The sequence below is a fragment of the Kitasatospora sp. NPDC051164 genome (genome assembly GCF_044455625.1).
GTDB lineage: Bacteria > Actinomycetota > Actinomycetes > Streptomycetales > Streptomycetaceae > Kitasatospora.
On record NZ_JBITFB010000021.1, the window covers coordinates 68,039 to 85,405 of the forward strand.

9 protein-coding genes are annotated in these 17,367 nt (G+C 74.8%); all 9 read right to left on the reverse strand.

All coding sequences use genetic code 11. The annotated features are described in order from the left end of the window. Positions 1-83: 83 nt before the first annotated feature. Complete coding sequence (locus ACIBEC_RS29000) at positions 84-1,268, reverse strand: cytochrome P450 (protein WP_360499001.1); 1,185 nt, start codon at positions 1,266-1,268, stop codon at positions 84-86. After that, complete coding sequence (locus ACIBEC_RS29005; protein WP_360499000.1) at positions 1,262-2,047, reverse strand: thioesterase domain-containing protein; 786 nt, start codon at positions 2,045-2,047, stop codon at positions 1,262-1,264. Before ACIBEC_RS29005 ends, ACIBEC_RS29000 begins: the two co-directional genes overlap by 7 nt. After that, entirely contained in the window at positions 2,044-3,879 is a 1,836-nt protein-coding gene (locus tag ACIBEC_RS29010) for a non-ribosomal peptide synthetase (RefSeq protein ID WP_360498998.1), read from the reverse strand. Before ACIBEC_RS29010 ends, ACIBEC_RS29005 begins: the two co-directional genes overlap by 4 nt. 9 nt (positions 3,880-3,888) lie before the next feature. Then, positions 3,889-8,385 (reverse strand): amino acid adenylation domain-containing protein, encoded by a 4,497-nt coding sequence (locus ACIBEC_RS29015; protein WP_360498996.1) that lies wholly within the window; start codon positions 8,383-8,385, stop codon positions 3,889-3,891. Between the two features lie 32 nt (positions 8,386-8,417). Then, complete coding sequence (locus ACIBEC_RS29020) at positions 8,418-13,157, reverse strand: amino acid adenylation domain-containing protein (RefSeq protein ID WP_360498994.1); 4,740 nt, start codon at positions 13,155-13,157, stop codon at positions 8,418-8,420. Positions 13,158-13,319: 162 nt separating this feature from the next. Continuing rightward, entirely contained in the window at positions 13,320-14,591 is a 1,272-nt protein-coding gene (locus ACIBEC_RS29025) for a glutamate synthase-related protein (protein WP_360498992.1), read from the reverse strand. Continuing rightward, positions 14,588-15,598, reverse strand: coding sequence for an asparagine synthetase A (locus ACIBEC_RS29030; RefSeq protein WP_360498990.1), 1,011 nt, complete (start codon positions 15,596-15,598; stop codon positions 14,588-14,590). The genes ACIBEC_RS29025 and ACIBEC_RS29030 overlap by 4 nt, the downstream gene beginning before the upstream one ends. 61 nt (positions 15,599-15,659) lie before the next feature. Further along, on the reverse strand, positions 15,660-16,952 hold the full coding sequence (locus tag ACIBEC_RS29035) for a methylaspartate mutase (protein ID WP_360498988.1): 1,293 nt from the start codon (positions 16,950-16,952) through the stop codon (positions 15,660-15,662). Next, a complete protein-coding gene (locus ACIBEC_RS29040) occupies positions 16,949-17,341 on the reverse strand; it encodes a cobalamin B12-binding domain-containing protein (RefSeq protein ID WP_396289249.1) in 393 nt (130 codons plus the stop codon). The genes ACIBEC_RS29035 and ACIBEC_RS29040 overlap by 4 nt, the downstream gene beginning before the upstream one ends. Positions 17,342-17,367: the final 26 nt, after the last annotated feature.

The following is a 17,367-nucleotide window of genomic DNA, read 5'->3' on the forward strand; positions in this document are numbered from 1 at the left end:
GGTTGATTCGAAGGTAGGGGCGGGCCGGGGGCGGGAAGGGCAGGAGTCCCGGCAGGAACGCGGCAGTTGGGCACCGCCGGTGGTCAGCGCGGGATGAGGCGGACCGGGAAGTGGTCCAGGCCGAAGTTGATGATCGAGCGGTTGTGGGTGACCGGGCCGGTCGGTTCGATCGCGGCGACGCGCTCCAGCATCGCCGTGAACAGGGCGCCGAGTTCGGCCTTGGCCAGCGGTGCGCCGATGCAGTAGTGGGCGCCGAGACCGAGGGCGAGGTGCTTGTTGGGGGCGCGGTCCAGCAGGATCTCCTCGGGCCGGTCGAAGGCCTCCGGGTCGCGGTTGGCGGACCACACCCAGACGGCGACCCGGTCGCCGCGCCGGATGGTGCGGCCGTCGAGTTCGGTGTCCCGGCTCGCGGTGCGCAGGGTGTGCAGCCCGACGGAGGTCCAGCGCAGGAGTTCGTCCAGCGCCAAGTCCATGCCGACCTCGCCCTGCTGCAACTTCCGCCACAGTTCGGGGTGTTGGACGAGCGTGTGGAGGCCCATGGCGGCGGTGTGGCGGACGGTCTGGACGCCGCCGACCACGATGTTGTCCAGGTTGAGGACGACGTCCTCGACCGGCAGCAGCTTGCCGCCGACCCGGTAGGTCGCCATCTTGCTGATCAGGTCGTCGCGCGGGTCGGTGCGGCGCAGCATCACCTGGTGCAGCAGGTACGGGATGAGCTGCTGGTGGCCGGCCCGGCGCTCCTCGGGGGTGTTGCCGAGGAAGGCGACGTCGCAGACCCGCTCGACCATCTCGCGGTCCTTCTCGGGGACGTCCAGGAGGTCGCACATGACGGACAGCGGGAGGGCGGAGACGGCGTCGACGAGGTCCACCTCGCCCCGTTCGACGGCCTGGTCGACGATCGAGGCGGCGAGTTCGCCGATGCCGCGGGCGGCGCCGCGCACCGGACCGGGGGCGAAGAACGGGTTGGCCGGGGCGCGGAGTTCGCGGTGCCGGGGCGGGTCGGTGAGGGCCATCATCCGGCCGGATCCGACCGGGACGTTGCCCTCGCCGGCGCCGAGCAGCGAGCCCTGCTCGGAGCTGTAGAGGGCGGCGTCGCGCAGCACCTCCGCGGAGTGGCGGTAGGAGAGCACCGACCAGACCGGCCCGTCGTCGACGGTGTCGGTGCGGTGGACGGCGGCCTCCCGGCGCAGCTCGGCGACCAGGCCGGGGGTGTCGGGGCGGGCCCACAGGTCCGGGTCGGTGAGGTCGACGGCGGTGGTGGTCAGCATGAGTACTCCGTCGTGGGCTGGGGGGCGGCGCCGGGCCGCGTGATGAGGGAGGTCAGCAGGTCGACCGGGCCGGGCCCGTCGACGGTGGCGAGCAGGTGGCCGCCGGGGACGACGTGGTGGCCGGATCGGCCGCGGGTGTGGGCGGCCCAGCCTTCGAGGCCGCCGGCGGCGAGGAGCGGGTCCTCGACGCCGACGACGGTGTGCAGGTCGGAGCCGATCGGCGGGTGCGGGCGGGGCCGGTAGGTGGCGACCACGGCCAGGTCGGTACGGATGCCGCGCAGCGCGTGTTCCTTCAGATCGGCTTCGCCCTCGACGAGTTCGCCCATGCCGGCGAGGCGGAGCAGGTCGTCGGCGTCGTACCGCGGGCGGTCCTGTCCGGACCAGGCGGCCGGCGGCGAGGCGGAGGCGGCGACGACCAGTTCGGGTCGCCGCTCGGCGGGCAGTGCCCGGGCGACCTCGTAGCCGAGCAGGGCGCCGAAGCTCTGCCCGTAGAAGCCGAACCGCCCGGTCAGGTGCGGGGTGAGGGCCTCCACGACGGCGTCGACCAGCAGGTCGAAGCTCGCGGGCATCGGGTGGCCGAGGCGGCCGCCGCGCGCGGGCGGGCGCAGGGCCCAGACCTCGACGTCCGGGGCGAGGGCGCGGGCCAGGGGGGTGTAGGCGGTGGCGTCGCCGCCGGCGTGCGGGAAGCAGAACAGCCGGAACGGGCGGTGCGGTCGGGGTACGGGGACCAGCAGCCAGTCCCCCTCGGCGCGGGGTCGCACCCGCGTGGCGGTGGTCATGCGCCGCTCACCCGGGCGCGGGCGGTCAGGGCGGGCCGGGGGGCGGCGGTGCCGGCCTCGACGGCCCGCTCGACGGTGGCGGTGAAGGCGGCCAGGTCGGCCGAGTCGAGCAGGTGGCGCAGCTGGAGCTCGATGCCGAGCCGGCGGCGCAGCAGGTGGACGACGCGCAGCGCGGCGAGCGAGTGGCCGCCGAGCGAGAAGAAGTCGTCGGTGGGCGCGAGGCCGGCCACGCCGAGCACGGTGCTCCAGACCTCGGCGACCTGCGCCGCCAGGCCGGTGGCTTCCTCCGGCGCAGCCTCCGCGACGGTGGTGGGGACGGGGACGGCGGCGGGGACGGGCAGCGCCGCCAGGTCGACCTTGCCGTTCGGGGTGAGCGGCATGGCGTCCAGCACGGTGATCACCGAGGGCACCAGGTGGGCGGGCAGGATGGCCCGCAGCCGCTCGGTCAGCTCGGCGGCGGTCGGCCCGGCGGTGGTCGACCCGGCGGCGGCCGGCCCGCCGGTGACGTAGCCGGCGAGCCGGCGGTCGCCGGGAGCGGGCTCGTACACGGTGACGGCGGCGGCCTGGACGCCGTCCAGCCGGGCCAGGGCGTGCTCGATCTCGCCGAGCTCGATCCGGTAGCCGCGCAGCTTGACCTGGCGGTCCACCCGGCCCACGTACTCCAGCCGGCCGCCCTCGCCGCGTCGGGCCTGGTCGCCCGTGCGGTACATCCGGGTGCCGGGCTCGCCGAAGGGGTCGGCGACGAAGCGCTCGGCGGTCAGGGCGGGCCGGCCGACGTAGCCGTGGGCGAGCCCGGGCCCGGCCACGTACAGCTCGCCGACGACGCCGGCGGCGACCGGGGAGAGCTTCTCGTCCAGCAGGTGGAGGCGCACGCCGGGCAGCGGCTCGCCCAGGTGCGGCCCGGGGCCGGTGATCGGCGCGGTGACGGCGTCGACGGTGCACTCGGTGGGCCCGTACATGTTGAGGGCGTCGATGCCGGTGTCGGCCAGTTCCCGCCAGGTGCGCTCGGGGACGGGCTCGCCGCCCATGAACAGCCGCGGTACCCGGGCGCCGGTGAGCGGCTCGCGCAGCAGCTCCCAGTGCGAGGGGGTCAGGTCGAGGTCGGTGACGGCGTGCTCGGCAAGCAGGCCGGCCAGCCGGGCCGGGTCGGCGCGGTGCTCGTCGCCGATGACCAGGACGGTGTCGCCGCGGCAGATCCGGGCCCACTGCTGGACGGAGGCGTCGAAGGAGACGCTGGCGTTCCAGCCGACCACCCCGGGCTCGGCGCGGTAGGCGCCGTCGGCCTCCAGGGCCGCCACCAGCGCGGCAACGGCGCCGCGCGGCACCTCGACGCCCTTGGGGCGGCCGGTGGAGCCGGAGGTGTAGATGACGTAGGCCGGGTCGAGCGGGTGGGCCTGCTCCGGCAGGTCGGGCAGCTCCGGCAGATCGGTCCCGTCGGCGGTGGCGTCCGGGCGCAGCACCGGCACGTCCTGGGCCGCCGGGAGGCCGTCGGCGCTGATCAGGGCCGCGAGCCCGGCGTCAAAGGCCATGAAGGCCAGCCGCTCGGCGGGGTAGGCCGGATCGAGCGGGACGTAGGCGGCGCCGGCCCGCCAGACGGCGAGCAGGGCGACCGGCAGGTCGGCGGTGCGGGCGAGGTGGACGCCGACCCGGTCGCCGCGGCCGACGCCGCGGGCGCGCAGGGCGCGGGCCAGGGCGGCGGTGCGGCGGTCGAGTTCGGCGTAGTCCAGGCGGGCCGTTCCGGTCTGCCCGGCGGAGGCGGCGGGGGCGAGGACGGCGGTGCGCTCGGGGTGGGCGGCGACGGTGGCGCGCAGGCGCTCCAGCAGGTCGGTCATGACGGCTCCTCAGGACTTTCGGACGGCGGTGGCCATGGCGTGCAGGGCGGCCGTGTAGGTGTCGATGAACTGCTCGGCGGTGCGGTCGGTGACCAGGGAGCGCTGATGGTCCACGGCGAGCAGCACCCGCTGCGTGACCGGGTCCTGGACCACCGAGGCACCGAAGGCGAAGCTGTTGGGTTCGTGGCGCAGGGTCGGCTCGGTGCCGATCCGGCCGTCCACGATGCGGGCCGAGCTGAGCCGGCCCAGGGCGTGGAAGCGCAGGTAGCCGAACTGGCTGTCCAGCGCGGTGTCGGTCATCAGCCGGGCGAGGCGGGCGAAGGGCACCCGGCGGTGCGGCATCATGTCGAGCTCCTCCCGATGGACCTCGCGGGCCAGGGCGAGCAGGTCGTCGGTGGGCTCGCAGCTCAGCGGGACGGTGTTGAGGAACAGCCCGTACACCTCGGTGCCGCCGAGCCGTTCCAGCCGGCCGTTGACGGCCAGGCCGGTGGTGACGCGCGGTCGCCCGGTGACGGCGGCGAGGGCGTGCAGGTGGGCGGCGAGCGCGACCGACTTGACGGGCACGGCCAGTGCGTCGGCGACCAGCCGCAGCTGTTCGGGCGCCTCGGGCAGCACCCGCTCGACGGTGCGCGGCGCCTCGTGCACGTCCTCGCTGCCGGGGAACAGCTGGCCGCTGGCGCCGGACAGCCGCTCGCGCCAGTAGGCGAGCGACCGCTCGTCCTGGGCGGCCTGCCGTTCGACGGCCACGAAGTCGCGGAAGGCGGTGCGCGGCGGCGGGGTGGGGGCGCCGAGCGGGTCGGCGGCGAGGGCGGTGTGGCGTTCCAGGATCTCGGTGAGCAAGGAGGTGAAGCTCCAGCCGTCGAGGATCGCGTGGTGTTCGGAGACGGTGAGCTGGAAGGCGTCCTCGGCGAGGCGCTGCACGGTGATCCGGAACAGCGGCGGCGCGGTGAGGTCGAAGGGCGTCCACCGGTGGGTGTCGAACACCGCGCGGATCGCGGTGTCCTGGTCCTGTTCCCCGCGCAGGTCGGCGAACTCGACGGGTGCGGGCAGCCGGCCGTGGACGAGCTGCAGCGGTTCGCCGTAGCCGGACAGGTCGAGGCCGGTGCGCAGCACGGCGTGGCGGTCCATCGCCTCGGCGACGGAGCGGCGGAAGGCCGGTTCGTCGAGGTCGCCGCAGATCCGGTAGGAGTTGACGTTGTGGTAGCTGTCGGTGCCGCCGGCGATCTCCATGTGGAAGACCATGGAGAGCTGCATGGACACCATCGGGTAGGCGTCGACGAGGCCGGGCGGCAGGTCGGCGCGGTCCTCCGGAGTGATCAGGGCGAAGGGCTCGTGGGCCGGCGGGCCCTCCGTGACGGGCTGCGCGAGCGGCAGCAGGGCGGCGACGGTGGGGGCGTTGAAGACGTCCCGCAGGCTCACGCCCCAGCCGCGCTCGTGCAGCGCGCCGGCGAGCTGGACGGCCCGGATGGAGTCGCCGCCGAGGTGGAAGAAGTCGTCGTGGACGCCGATGCCGTCCACCCCGAGGACCTCCGTCCAGACGGCGGCGAAGGCCTCCTCCTCCGGGCTGCGCGGCTCGACGTGGCGGCCGCCGGTGGCCGTGCTGCGCTGGCCGGGGGCGGGCAGCGCGGCGCGGTCCACCTTGCCGTTGACGGTGAGCGGCAGCGACTCCAGCACGGTGAAGCTCGCCGGGACCATGTACGGGGGCAGCGAGCGGCCGAGGAAGGCGCGGACGTCGGCGGGCTCGCGCCCGGTGACGTACGCGGCGAGGCGGTCCTGGTGCACGGTGACGACGCAGGCGTCGACGTCCGGGTGGGCGGCGAGCGCGTTCTCGATCTCGCCGAGTTCGATCCGGAAGCCGCGCAGTTTGACCTGGAGGTCGGCGCGTCCGATGTACTCGAGCCCGCCGCCGGGCAGTCGCCGGGCGACGTCGCCGGTGCGGTAGAGCCGGGCCCCGGGTGGGCCGTACGGGTCGGCGACGAAGCGGCCGGCGGTGAGGCCGGGGCGGCCCCAGTAGCCGTGGGCGAGGCTGCCGCCGCCGATGTACAGCTCGCCGGCCGCGCCGGGCGGGCAGGGTCGCAGCCAGTCGTCCAGGACCTGCACGCTCAGGTGCGGCATCGGCGCGCCGATCAGGCTGCGTTCGAATCCGGCGCTGTCGGCCAGGTCGTGGGTGGTGACGTGGACGGTCGTCTCGGTGATGCCGTACAGGTTGCAGAGGCGGGCCGGGGGCGGCGGCTCGAGTTCGAACCAGCGCTGGACGACGGCCGGGTCCAGCGCCTCCCCGCCCAGCATGATCCACTTCAGCGCGGGCAGGGCACGCGGGCGGCGGCGCAGCACGGGCTCCAGCTGGCGCAGCGCCGAGGGGGTGAGGCAGAGGAAGGAGACCCGCTCCTCCTCCAGCAGCTGGGCGAACTCCTCCGGCGAGCGGCTGGTCACGTACGGGACGACGACCAGGCGGGCGCCGTGCAGCAGGGCGCCCCACATCTCCCAGACCGTCCAGTCGAAGGCGTAGCTGTGGAAGAGCGTCCAGGTCTCCTCCGGGCCGAAGCCGAAGTGCTCCGCGCCGTCCGCCATCAGCCGGCTGACGTGCTCGTGGGCGACCGCGACGCCCTTGGGGCGGCCGGTGGAGCCGGAGGTGAAGATGATGTAGGCGACGTCGCCGGGGCGGCCGGCGGCCGGCGGGCGGGTGTCCGGCCGGGCGGCCAGGTCGGCGGAAGCGGTCAGGTCGTAGGCCTGCCAGGGGCCTTCGGGCACCCGGTCCGGGCGGTCGGTGACCACCAGGGTGACGTCGGTGTCGCCGAAGACGAGCGCGGCGCGGTCGGCGGGGGCGGCCAGGTCGACGGGCACGTACGCGGCGCCGGTCTTGAGCACGCCGAGGACGGTGACCAGGACGTCGGCCGTGCGCTCCAGCAGCAGGCCGATCCGGTCGCCGGGGCCGGCCCCGCGGGCGCGCAGGGCGTGCGCGAGGCGGTTGGCCCGGCGGTCGAGCTCGGCGTAGCTCAGGGTGCGGTCGGGGTCGCTGACGGCGGGCCGGTCGGGGTGGGCGTCGACGGCCCGCTCGAAAAGGTGGTGCAGGCAGTGGCCGGGGGTGTCGGTGGCCCGGACGGCCTCGGCGGTGCGGGTGGTCAGCCGCAGCACGGTGGCGTCGGGGTCGTCGAGGGCCGCGGTGAGCAGGGCGTCGAACTCGGCGGCCAGCCGGCGGACGGTCTCCGGGTCGAACAGCTCGCTGCGGTACTCGGCCTCGCCGCGCAGTTCGCCGCCGGTGCCGCCGCCGGTGCCGGTGCCGCTCTCGCCGCTGTCGAAGACGGACCAGGTGAGGTCGAACTTGCTGGTGCCGTTGGAGCGCACCCGGCTCTCGGCGGTGGCCGGGCCGAGCGCGAGCGGGGTGCGGTCCTCGGTGTGGGCGCCGAACACCACCTGGACCAGCGGCGGGTGCTGCGCGGTGCGGGCGGCGCCGAGGTGGTCGACCAGCTGGTCGAAGGGCACGTCGAGGTAGCCGTAGGCGTCGAAGGCGACGTCCTGGACGTGCTCCAGCAGGTCCCGGAAGCTCAGCGCGGGCGCGAGCCGCAGCCGCAGCGGCAGCAGGTTGACGAAGTAGCCGAGCAGGTGCTCCAGTTCGGGGCGGTCGCGGGTGGTGACCGGGGTGCCGATCACCAGGTCGTCGGCGCCGGTCCAGCGGTTCAGCAGTAGCGCGAAAGCGGCCAGTTGGACGGTGAACGGGGTGACGCCCTCGGTCTCGGCCAGGGCGCGGACCCGGGCCGCCGTCCCGGGCGCGAGGCCGAACTCCTCGGTCCGTCCGGCGGCACCGCGCTCGGCGGGCCGGGGCCGGTCGGTGGGCAGCTCCAGCAGGCCGGGCGCGCCGTTCAACTGCTCCTTCCAGTAGGTCAGGTGCTCCTCGTAGGAGGTGCCGAGCTCCTCCTGCGCGTAGTCGGCGTACTGCGCGGTCAGCTGCGGCAGGACGGCCTCGCGGCCCTCCACCGCCGCGCCGTACAGCTCGGCGAGCTCGCGACCGAAGACCTCGGCGGACCAGCCGTCCCAGACGATGTGGTGGACGGTGAACAGCACCGTGGTGCGCTCGTCCGCGAGCCGGAAGGCCTCGGCCCGCAGCAGCGGGCCCGCGGCCAGGTCGAAGGGCTCGGCGCAGCGGGCGGCGAGCAGTTCCTCGAGGCGCCCGGCCTGCCCGGGGCCGGCCTGCCCGGGACTCTCGGCCTGTCCGGGGCCGGCCGGCGGGCGCAGGTCGGTCACCGCGAGCGGCACCCGCAGGTCGTGGTGCACCTGCTGGCGGGGGCCGTCGGGGTGCAGCGCGAAGGTGGTGCGCAGCGTCTCGTGCCGGGCCACCACGGCGTCCAGCGCGCGCCGGAGCAGCGCGAGGTCGAGCGGGCCGGTGACGTCGACGGTCCAGGGGGTGCAGTAGGTGACGGCCTGCGGGTCGAGGCGGTCGAGGAACCAGAGGCCGCGCTGCAGCCCCGAGACAGGCGCGGTGCGCGCCGGGCGGTCGGACGGGCTCACGGCCTCGTTCCCTTCGTGTGCGGTACGGTCCGTCATCGGGCGGCCAGCCGTTCGGCGATGGCGCTCACGGTCCTGGCCCGGAAGACCAGTTGCGGGGGGACGCGGGTGCCGGTCTCCCGGGACAGCCGCATCGCGACCCGGACGGCGGCCAGCGAGTTGCCGCCGATCCGGAAGAAGTTGTCCTCGCGGCCGACCTCGGCGAGTTCGAGCACCTCGCGCATCGCCTCGGCGACCAGCCGTTCGGCCTCGGTCAGCGGGTCGGCGGCGGCGGCCCGGCGCCCGGCGGGGGCGGGCAGCGCCTTCCGGTCCGCCTTGCCGTTGTGGTTGAGCGGCAGGGCCTCCAGGACGTCGAGGGTGGCGGGCACCATGTGCTCGGGCAGCAGGGCGGCCAGGTGGTCGAGCAGGGCGTCCGGGGCGGGGGCGTCGGCGCCGACGGTGACGTAGGCGGCGAGCCGGCGGTCCCCCGGGGCGGGCTCGTGTACGGTGACGACGGCCTCCTGGACGGCCGGGTGGCGGGTGAGCGCGTCCTCGATCTCGCCGGGCTCGACCCGGAAGCCGCGGATCTTGATCTGGTCGTCGATCCGGCCGGTGACCTCCAGCAGGCCCTCGGCGTTGACGTAGCCGAGGTCGCCGGTGCGGTAGAGGCGATCGCCGGGGGCGCCGAACGGGGAGGCGACGAAGCGTTCGGCGGTCAGGCCGGGCCGGCCGAGGTAGCCGTGGGCGAGGCCGCCGCCGGAGGCGTACAGCTCCCCCGTGACGCCGGGCTCGACGGGGCGCAGCAGCTCGTCCAGGACGTGTATGCCCTTGCCGCGCAGCGCGACGCCGATCGGCACGGAGCCGCCGGTGACGTCGGCGGGGGTGACCTCGTGGCAGGTGGTCAGGCCGAGGCTCTCGACCGGGCCGTAGCCGTTGGCGACCACCAGGCCCGGGTGGTTCTCCAGGGCCTTGGCCACGTGGGTGACGGAGGCCCGCTCGCCGGCGGTGAAGGCGAGCCCCAGGCCGTCGTAGGTCTCCGGGAACTCCTCCAGCAGGAAGTTGAACAGGCTCGCGGAGAGCTGGAGGCGGGTGACGCCGTGGCGGCGGGTCAGCTCGGCGATGGTCTGTGGGTCCGGCCGCTGGCCGGGCTGCAGGACGCAGGCCGCGCCGAAGCACAGGGCGCCGTACAGTTCCAGCGCGAAGGCGTCCCAGGAGACCGGCGAGCACTGCAGCCAGACCTCCTCCGGGCCGAAGCGGGCGTAGTCCTGGCCGAGGTAGGTGGTGGTGAGCGCCCGGTGCGGGACGGCCACGCCCTTGGGGCGGCCGGTGGAGCCGGAGGTGAACATCACGCAGGCGAGGTCGGCGCCGTCGACCGGCAGGCCGAGGTCGTGCGCCGGGTGGCGGGCGAGTTCGGCGGCCGAGGCGTCCAGGTCCACCTGACTGCGGACGGCGAACGGCACGGTGGCGTGCCGGTGGGTGACCACCGTGGCGGCGCCGGTGTCGGCGACCGCGCCGGCCAGCCGCTCGGCCGGGAAGTCCGGGTCGAGCAGGGTGTAGGCGGCGCCGGTCTTGAGTGCCGCCAGCAGTGCGGTGACCAGGTCGGGCCCGCGGTCGGCCAGCACGGCGACGGTGTCGCCGCGGCCGATGCCCAGGCCCACCAGGTGGCGGGCGAGCCGGTTCGCGGCGGCGTTCAACTCGCCGTACCCGACGGTCCGTTCGCCGGAGATCAGGGCGGTGGCCCGCGGGGTGCGGGCGGCCTGTGCCTCGAACAGGGCGTGCACCGGCACCTCGACGGCGGCGGCCAGGGTGCCCAGCCACTCCTCGCACAGGCCGGCCATCGTGGCGGCGCCGAAGAGGTCGCTGTCGTACTCGAAGCGGCCGGTGAAGCCGGTGCCGCGGTCGTCCACCGAGACGGACAGGTCGAAGCGGGAGACCGGGTTGGAGTGCAGTGCGCGGGTGACCTCGTGGCCGCCGACCGTGAACGGCCGGCTGTCCAGCGGGTGCAGCTCCAGCAGGACCTGGCAGAGCGGGTTGCGGTCCTCGGGGCGTTCGTCGAGCACGGCGTTCGCGATGTCGTCGAAGGGCACCTCCTGGTGCCGGTAACCGCCGATCGACACCTCGCGCACGTGCCGGACCAGCTCGCGGAAGGACGCGCCCTCCTCCAGCTTCAGCCGCAGCGGCAGCAGGTTGACGAAGTAGCCGATCAGGCCGTCGAGTTCGGCCCGGCCGCGGACGTTCACCGGCGAGCCGAGGACCAGGTCACGCTGCCCGGAGCGGCGGTGCAGGGTGAGCGCCAGTCCGGCGAGCAGCACCATGAACGGGGTGGCGTCCTCGCTGCGGGCGAGCGCCCGGACGGCCTCGCCCACCGGGGCCGGCATCGCGAACCGGTGGAAGGCGCCGCGGAAGGCCTGCTCCTCGGGCCGGGGGTGCTCCGGCGCCAGCGCCGGGGCGGTCGGAGCGTCACGCAACTGATCGCGCCAGTAGTCGAGTTGGCGATCGGCGGTGTCGTCCTGGTACTGCCAGGCGGCGTAGTCGGCGTACTGGACGGCGAGTTCCGGCAGCTCGGCCGGGCGGCCCTCGGCCAACGCAGCGTACAGTTCCTGGAGTTCGGCCTCGAGCACGGCCAGCGAGCCCTCGTCCCAGACGATGTGGTGGAGGAGCAGCAGCAGGGTGGTCGCCCCGCCGGCCCGGAAGACCCGCGCCCGCACCAGGGGCCCGGCCGCCAGGTCGAAGGGCTCCAGCGCGGCCTCGGCGACCAGGTCGTCCACCCGGTCGGCGGTGGTCTCGGTGAGCGTGAACGGCAGCTCCACGGCCGGGTGGACGACCTGGCGCGGTCCGTCCTCGGCGAGCTCGAAGGTCGTCCGCAGGCTCTCGTGCCGCTCGACCACCCCCGCCAGTGCCCGCCGCAGCAGCTCGGGGTCGACCGGCCCGGTGAAGCGGAACACCCAGGGCACGACATAGGTCGGCGCGTCCGGGTTCCACTGGTCGAGGAACCAGAGGCCGCGCTGGAACTTGGACAGCGGGGCCTCGACGGCACCCGACCTCGTCAGCTCCGGACGCTCGCCGCGCGCCGAGGAGGTCACCGCAGCGGCGAACTCGGCCAGCGTCGGCGCGTCGAAGATGGTGTACGGCGAGATCATGCCGAAGACGTCGAAGACCCGGCCCACCACGCGTACGGCGGTCAGCGAATCGCCGCCCAGGTGGAAGAAGTTGTCGTCGGCCCCGACCTCCGGCACCCCGAGCACGTCCGCCCACACCGCCGCGATCAGCTGCTCGGCGGGGGTGCGCGGCGGGCGGCCGGCCGGCTTGCCCTCCGGCGCGGCCTGCGGCTCAGGCAGCGCCCCGCGGTCCACCTTGCCGCCGGCGGTCAGCGGGAACGCCTCGAGGGCGGTGAGCGTCGCCGGGACCATGTGCTCCGGCAGCCGCTCGGCCAGCCAGGCCCGGGCCTCGGCGTACCGCGGCGCGGCGCCGGTCACGTACCCGGCCAGCCGGCCCTCGTACGCCACCACGACGCAGCCGGTGACGCCGGGATACCCGGCCAGCACCTGCTCGATCTCGCCGGGCTCGACCCGGAAGCCGCGGATCTTCACCTGGTGGTCGCCGCGTCCGAGGAACTCCAGCGGTCCGTCCTCGGCCGTCCGGCGCACCACGTCGCCGGTGCGGTACATCCGTGCGCCCGGGGTTCCGTCCTGGTCCGCGGACCGGTCCGCGAACGGGTCCGCGACGAAGCGGTCCGCGGTGAGGCCGGGACGGCCCAGGTAGCCGGAGGCCAACAGCGGGCCGCCGACGTACAGTTCGCCCGACTCGCCGGGCGCCACCGGCCGCAGCCGCTCGTCCAGGACGTAGAGCCGCCGGGCGCCGAGCGCGGTGCCGATCGGCACCCGGGCCGCCGGCTGCTCCTGCTCGCCGGAGATCCGGTGGGTGGTGGCGGTGACGACGGTCTCGGTCGGCCCGTACGCGTTCAGCAGCGGCACCCCGGTCGCCGCCCACCAGACGGCGGCGGTGGCGGGCTCCAGCTTGTCGCTGCCCGAGATCATCAGCCGCAGGGTGCGCGGCACCCGGCCGCCCAGGGCCGCCACCACGTCCTGGAAGTAGCCGGCGGCCAGGTTGGCGACCGTGACGCCCTCGGCGTCCAGCAGGTCCAACAGCTCGGCCGGGGACAGCAGTTGCTGCTCGGGGAGGACCAGGCAAGCCCCGGCGGACAGAGCGCCGAGCACCTGCTCCACCGCCACGTCCACGGTCGGGCGGGCGAACTGCAGCACCACGTCCCGCTCGGTGAGGCCGAAGGCCTCCACCACGGCGTCCAGGTGGCCGGTGAGCGCGGTCGGCGGAACGTGCACGCCCTTGGGGCGGCCGGTGGTGCCGGAGGTGTAGATGACGTAGCCGGCGCCGGCGCCCGTCTCGCCGGTGAGCCCGGTCAGCTCCGTGAGTTCCTCGCCGGCGAGGGCGAGGGAGGCCCCGGCGTCCTCGGCGATCCAGCGGTTGCGCTCCTCGGGGGCGGTGCGGTCCAGCGGCAGGTAGGTGGCGCCGGCCCGCAGGACCGCCAGCAACGCGACCACGTGGTCCAGCCGGTCGCGGCCGGTGACGGCGACCGTCCGCCCGGGGGCGAGCCTGGCCGCGAGGGCGGCGGTCAGGCCGTCCAGCTCCCGGTAGCTGACGGTCCGGCCGCCGGTCCGGACGGCCGGCCGCTCCGGGAAGCGGTGGACGGCGGAGGCGAACGGCGCGAATGCGGACGCCGGGAATTCGGGCGTCGCGAATTCGGACGTCGCTAGTGCGGACGTCGTGGATTCGGGCATCGTGGATTCGATGGGGAAACCGCGCGAGGACATCATCCAACCCCAGATCGTGAGAGAAATCGGCGACGAGAGCGACGATAGGGGGAATGCGACGGCCCTATCGGCAGAATGAGAGGAAGGAAATCGGCAGTTTCATCATGCCGCTTTCCGAGCAGGCCAGAGCTACCGGCCGGGGGTGATTCCAAAGCCCTCCGGGGACCAGACGTCCTCCCGGTCGAGGGCGTCCGGAGCGTATTTTCCGAGCGCGCTGATCAGCAGCCGGAGTTCCAATGCCAGGCATTCCGTGAAACGTCGGAGCCCGGATTCCCGGTCCTCCGCGACGGCCAGCAGCGCCGCCCGTCCGAGGCCCACCGCCCGGGCGCCCAGCGCCAGGCTCTTGACCGCCCGGGCGCCTTCCCAGATCCGTCCGGAGACCAGCAGGGAGGGCGGCGGCTCGGCCGCCAGCCGGCGCAGGCACTCCGCGAGCGGCAGCCCGACGTGCGGCAGGAACACCCCGGGCGCCCAGCCGGTGCCGCCCTCCGCGCCGTCCACCACGACGGCGTGCGCGCCCGCCTCGTGCGCCACCCGGGCGGCCTCGGCCACGTCCCGGCCGGGGTAGAGCTTCACCCAGATCCGTACCCGCGGGTAGTTGTTGCGCATCAGCCGGATCTGCTGGCGCAGGATCTCCGCGGTGAAGGTGCCCGGGGTCGCGGCGCGCAGCACCCGCCCGTCGCCGAACAACGGGTCCAGCCCGAAGCGGTCACCGAGCGCGGCAGCGGCCTCGGCCTCCAGCACGGTCATCCCGCCCAGGCCCGGCTTGGCGCCCTGCCCGACCTTCAACTCGAAGGCCAGGCGCCCGGATTCGAGCAGTGGCAGGGCGGCCGGGTCGCTGTGGACGAGGTTCCACACCTCGGCGTCGGCGTCCTCGGTGCTCTGCTGGACGGCCACACCGCCGAGCCCGTCCGGGAGTTCCTCGGTGTAGGCGCGCAGCCGGCCGAGCAGCGTGCGGTCGGCCGCCTCGCCGAGCCGGCCGTAGCCGTTGACCGGCACCACGTTCTCGCCGATCACCATCGGGATCCCGAGTGCCCCGGCCTGCCGGCTGAGGGCCAGCCCCAGGTCGCCGCCGGCCGCCCGGGTGGACCCGGTCGCGGAGACGTACACCGGCAGTGCGGAGGCGAACCCCCCGATGGTGGTGGCGAGTTCGACGTCCCGGTAGTCGGGCTCGCGGCCCAGGTCGATCAGCTTGGCGAGCCGCTGCGGCAGGAACAGCGGTGGGACGATCCGCAGCTCGTCCAGGGCGTCCGGCCGGGGGGGCCGGCCCGTCGCGTCGGGTTGACCGGCGCCGAACAGCACGTGCCCGTACTCCTCGGCGGGCGGGAACGCCGCGGCCGCCCCGGCGCGGGCCCGGCGCCGGACCTCCTCCTCCGGGAAGCCGGGTGCACTCAGGTCGCTCACGGGGACACCACCCCGGCGAGCTTGGGGAACGCACTGGCCTGCCAGACGGCGTCCAGCCCGGCGACGTAGCGGGTGAGCCGCTCGACGCCGATGCCGAAGCCCGCACTGGCCGGCACGCCCTCGCGCACCAGGTCCAGGTACCAGCGGTACTTCTGCGGGTTCTCGCCGGTCTCCCGCATCCGGGTGACGATCTCGGCGTAGTCGTTGGTGCGCTGGCTGCCGCTGCACAGCTCGCCGTAGCCCTCGGGTGCGAGCAGGTCGAAGTTGCGCAGCAGGCCCGGGTCGTCCGGGTGCTCGCGGTCGTAGAAGCCCCGCGAGCCCTTCGGGTAGTCGGTGACGAAGAACGGGCGGTCGCGCCGGGCCGACAGCAACGCCTCACCCTCCCAGTCGAGTTCGGCCTCGGCGCTCTGCGGGTGTCCGATGCCCCGCAGTTCGGCGACCGCCTCCGCGTGCCGGATCCGCCCGAAGGAGCCCTTCAGGAGTTCGGCGAACGCCTGCGGATCCCGGCCGAGTTCGGCGAACTCCTTGGGCAGCTCGCGCACCGCGCTGTCGACCATGTGCACCACCAGGTCCTCGGCCAGCTGGACGACGTCGTCCCGGCTCGCGCCGGCGACCTCCACGTCCAACTGGTGGAACTCGGCCAGGTGCCGGCTCGTCCCGGCGGTCTCCAGCGGTTCCAGGCGGACGTTCGGGGCGATGCAGAAGATCTTGTCGAAGGCGAGCAGCGAGGCCTGCTTGTACAGGATCGCGCTGGTCATCAGCTTGTAGCGGTGACCGTAGAAGTCGATGTCCACCTGCTTGGAACCGCGCGCGCCGGGATCGGTCACCGGGCCGATGATCGGCGGCAGCAGCTCGACGAAGCCCCGACCGCGCAGGAACTCGCGGGCCGCGCTCAGCAGTTGCTGCTGGACGCGGAGCGCGCTGCGGGTGGCCGGCGCGGTCAGGTGGCGGCCCGGATCGGTCGGGGGCATGGGCGTGGAGTCGGGCAGAGGCGTGGAGTCGGGCATGGTCGGGGTCCTGTTCTCTCGGGGAGGGTCTGGTGTCGGGAAGCGTCGGTGCTCGGCCGGTTCAGCGCACGGCGGGAAGGCCCCGGGGTACGGGTGGCTCGGCCGCCCGCGGGTCCCGGCCGTCGTAGCGCCGCTGGACGTGGGAGAGGGCGGCCAGCAGCCCCGCCGAGCCGAGGATGGGCGGGCGGCCGCCCTCGACGAGCCCGGCGATCGGCATCGAGCCGACGGCGGACCACTGCAGCCGCCCGTCCGGGTCCAGCGAGCTGCGCGTCCGCCCGGCGTTGTCGGGGTGCAGGCAGTACGGCACGTCGAGGTAGCCGGCCGCGAACGCCCGCACCAGGGCCCGCCCGAGGTCGGCGTCCAGGTCGAGCACCGCGCCGATCAGCGCCCTGGCCTCGGCCTCGACCCCGGTGTCCGGCGGCTCGGTGGGCCGTGGGCGGGCGCGCTCCGCCGCGGCGGCCGCGGCGGCGGTCTCCAGCGCCCGGACGTTCTCGGCGACGGTCGGGATGCGGTGCGCCTCGGCGGAGGTCTTGACGATCAGCCGGGCGGCGCCGCCGCGCACGGCGAGCCGCGCGGCGTCCTCCAGCAGCAGCCGCGCGCCACCGGGCGAGCGCGGGTACACGCCCATGTACGCGTACACCACGAGGTGCCAGTCGACGTCCGCGAGCAGTTCGCCGGCGATCCGGCCGAGCGCGGCCAGCGCCTCCTCGTCCTGGCGCGCGTTGGTCTGCTGGGCGTAGCTGAGCGAGATGCTGCGCAGGCCGTGCTGGCGGAAGAACAGCGCCTCCAGCACGCTGATGGCGATCAGCAGCGAAGGCGGGCAGAGCTGGCCCATCATGCAGCCGCCGAAGGTCTCCAGGTGCGGTTCGGCGCCGAACTCCCGGGTGGCGGAGAGGAGTTCGCAGCTGCGCCGCCAGCAGGCCACCGCCTCGTGGAGCGGGGTGCGGCCGTACGGCAGGCAGTAGGAGACCGGTCCGCCCTCGGTGGCGTCCAGGCCGGCTGCCAGCAGTGCTTCGAAGATCCGTTCCGGCGAGGCCGAGCCGTGCCGGACCTGCACCGGGAAGCCCGCGTCCGCGACCCCGCGCAGGACCGCCCGGGTGACGTCGACCGGGTGGGTGGCGATCGGGTAGCCGTTGAGACCCGCCCCGACGGCCAGGGCGCGGCGCGCGGCGTCGAGGTCGCCGGTGCGGGTGTAACTGTCCAGGGTGATGGTGCCGACGGTGACGGCGGACGCCCCCCGGGTGGCGAGCAGGCCCGCCCGCATCGAGGCCGCCGCCGCCATGCCCATCCGGGGCTGGACCACCAGGGCGCCGGCCTCCGCGGCCTGGGCCACGAACGCGCCGAAGCTCGTCACAGCAGGACCCGGGAGTGCAGGCCGTCGACGAACTCACGGAACCCGGCCACCGAGGAGCCCTCCTCGAAGACGGCGTCGAAGCCGGCCGCGAGCAGCGTCCGCTCGCGGTCAGGGTCGTCGGCTCCGGCGATGCCGAGCTTGCCGCCGATGACGGTCGGTGTGCGCCGCAGGTCCGGGCAGGCGCGCAGGGCCGGGATGACCCGCAGACCCTCCTGGTGGCCGTGCCCGTTGACGCTGCTGATCACGATCAGGTCCGGCTCGATCCGGCGGCATTCGGAGAGCAGCAGCGCGTCCGGGACGCATGCGCCCAGATTCGTCACCCGGTGCCCCATTTCCTCCAGCAGGAACTGCAGGAACACCAGGTTCCAGGTGTGCGAATCCGAGGCCATCGTCGTCACGACGACGTCCAGTCCGC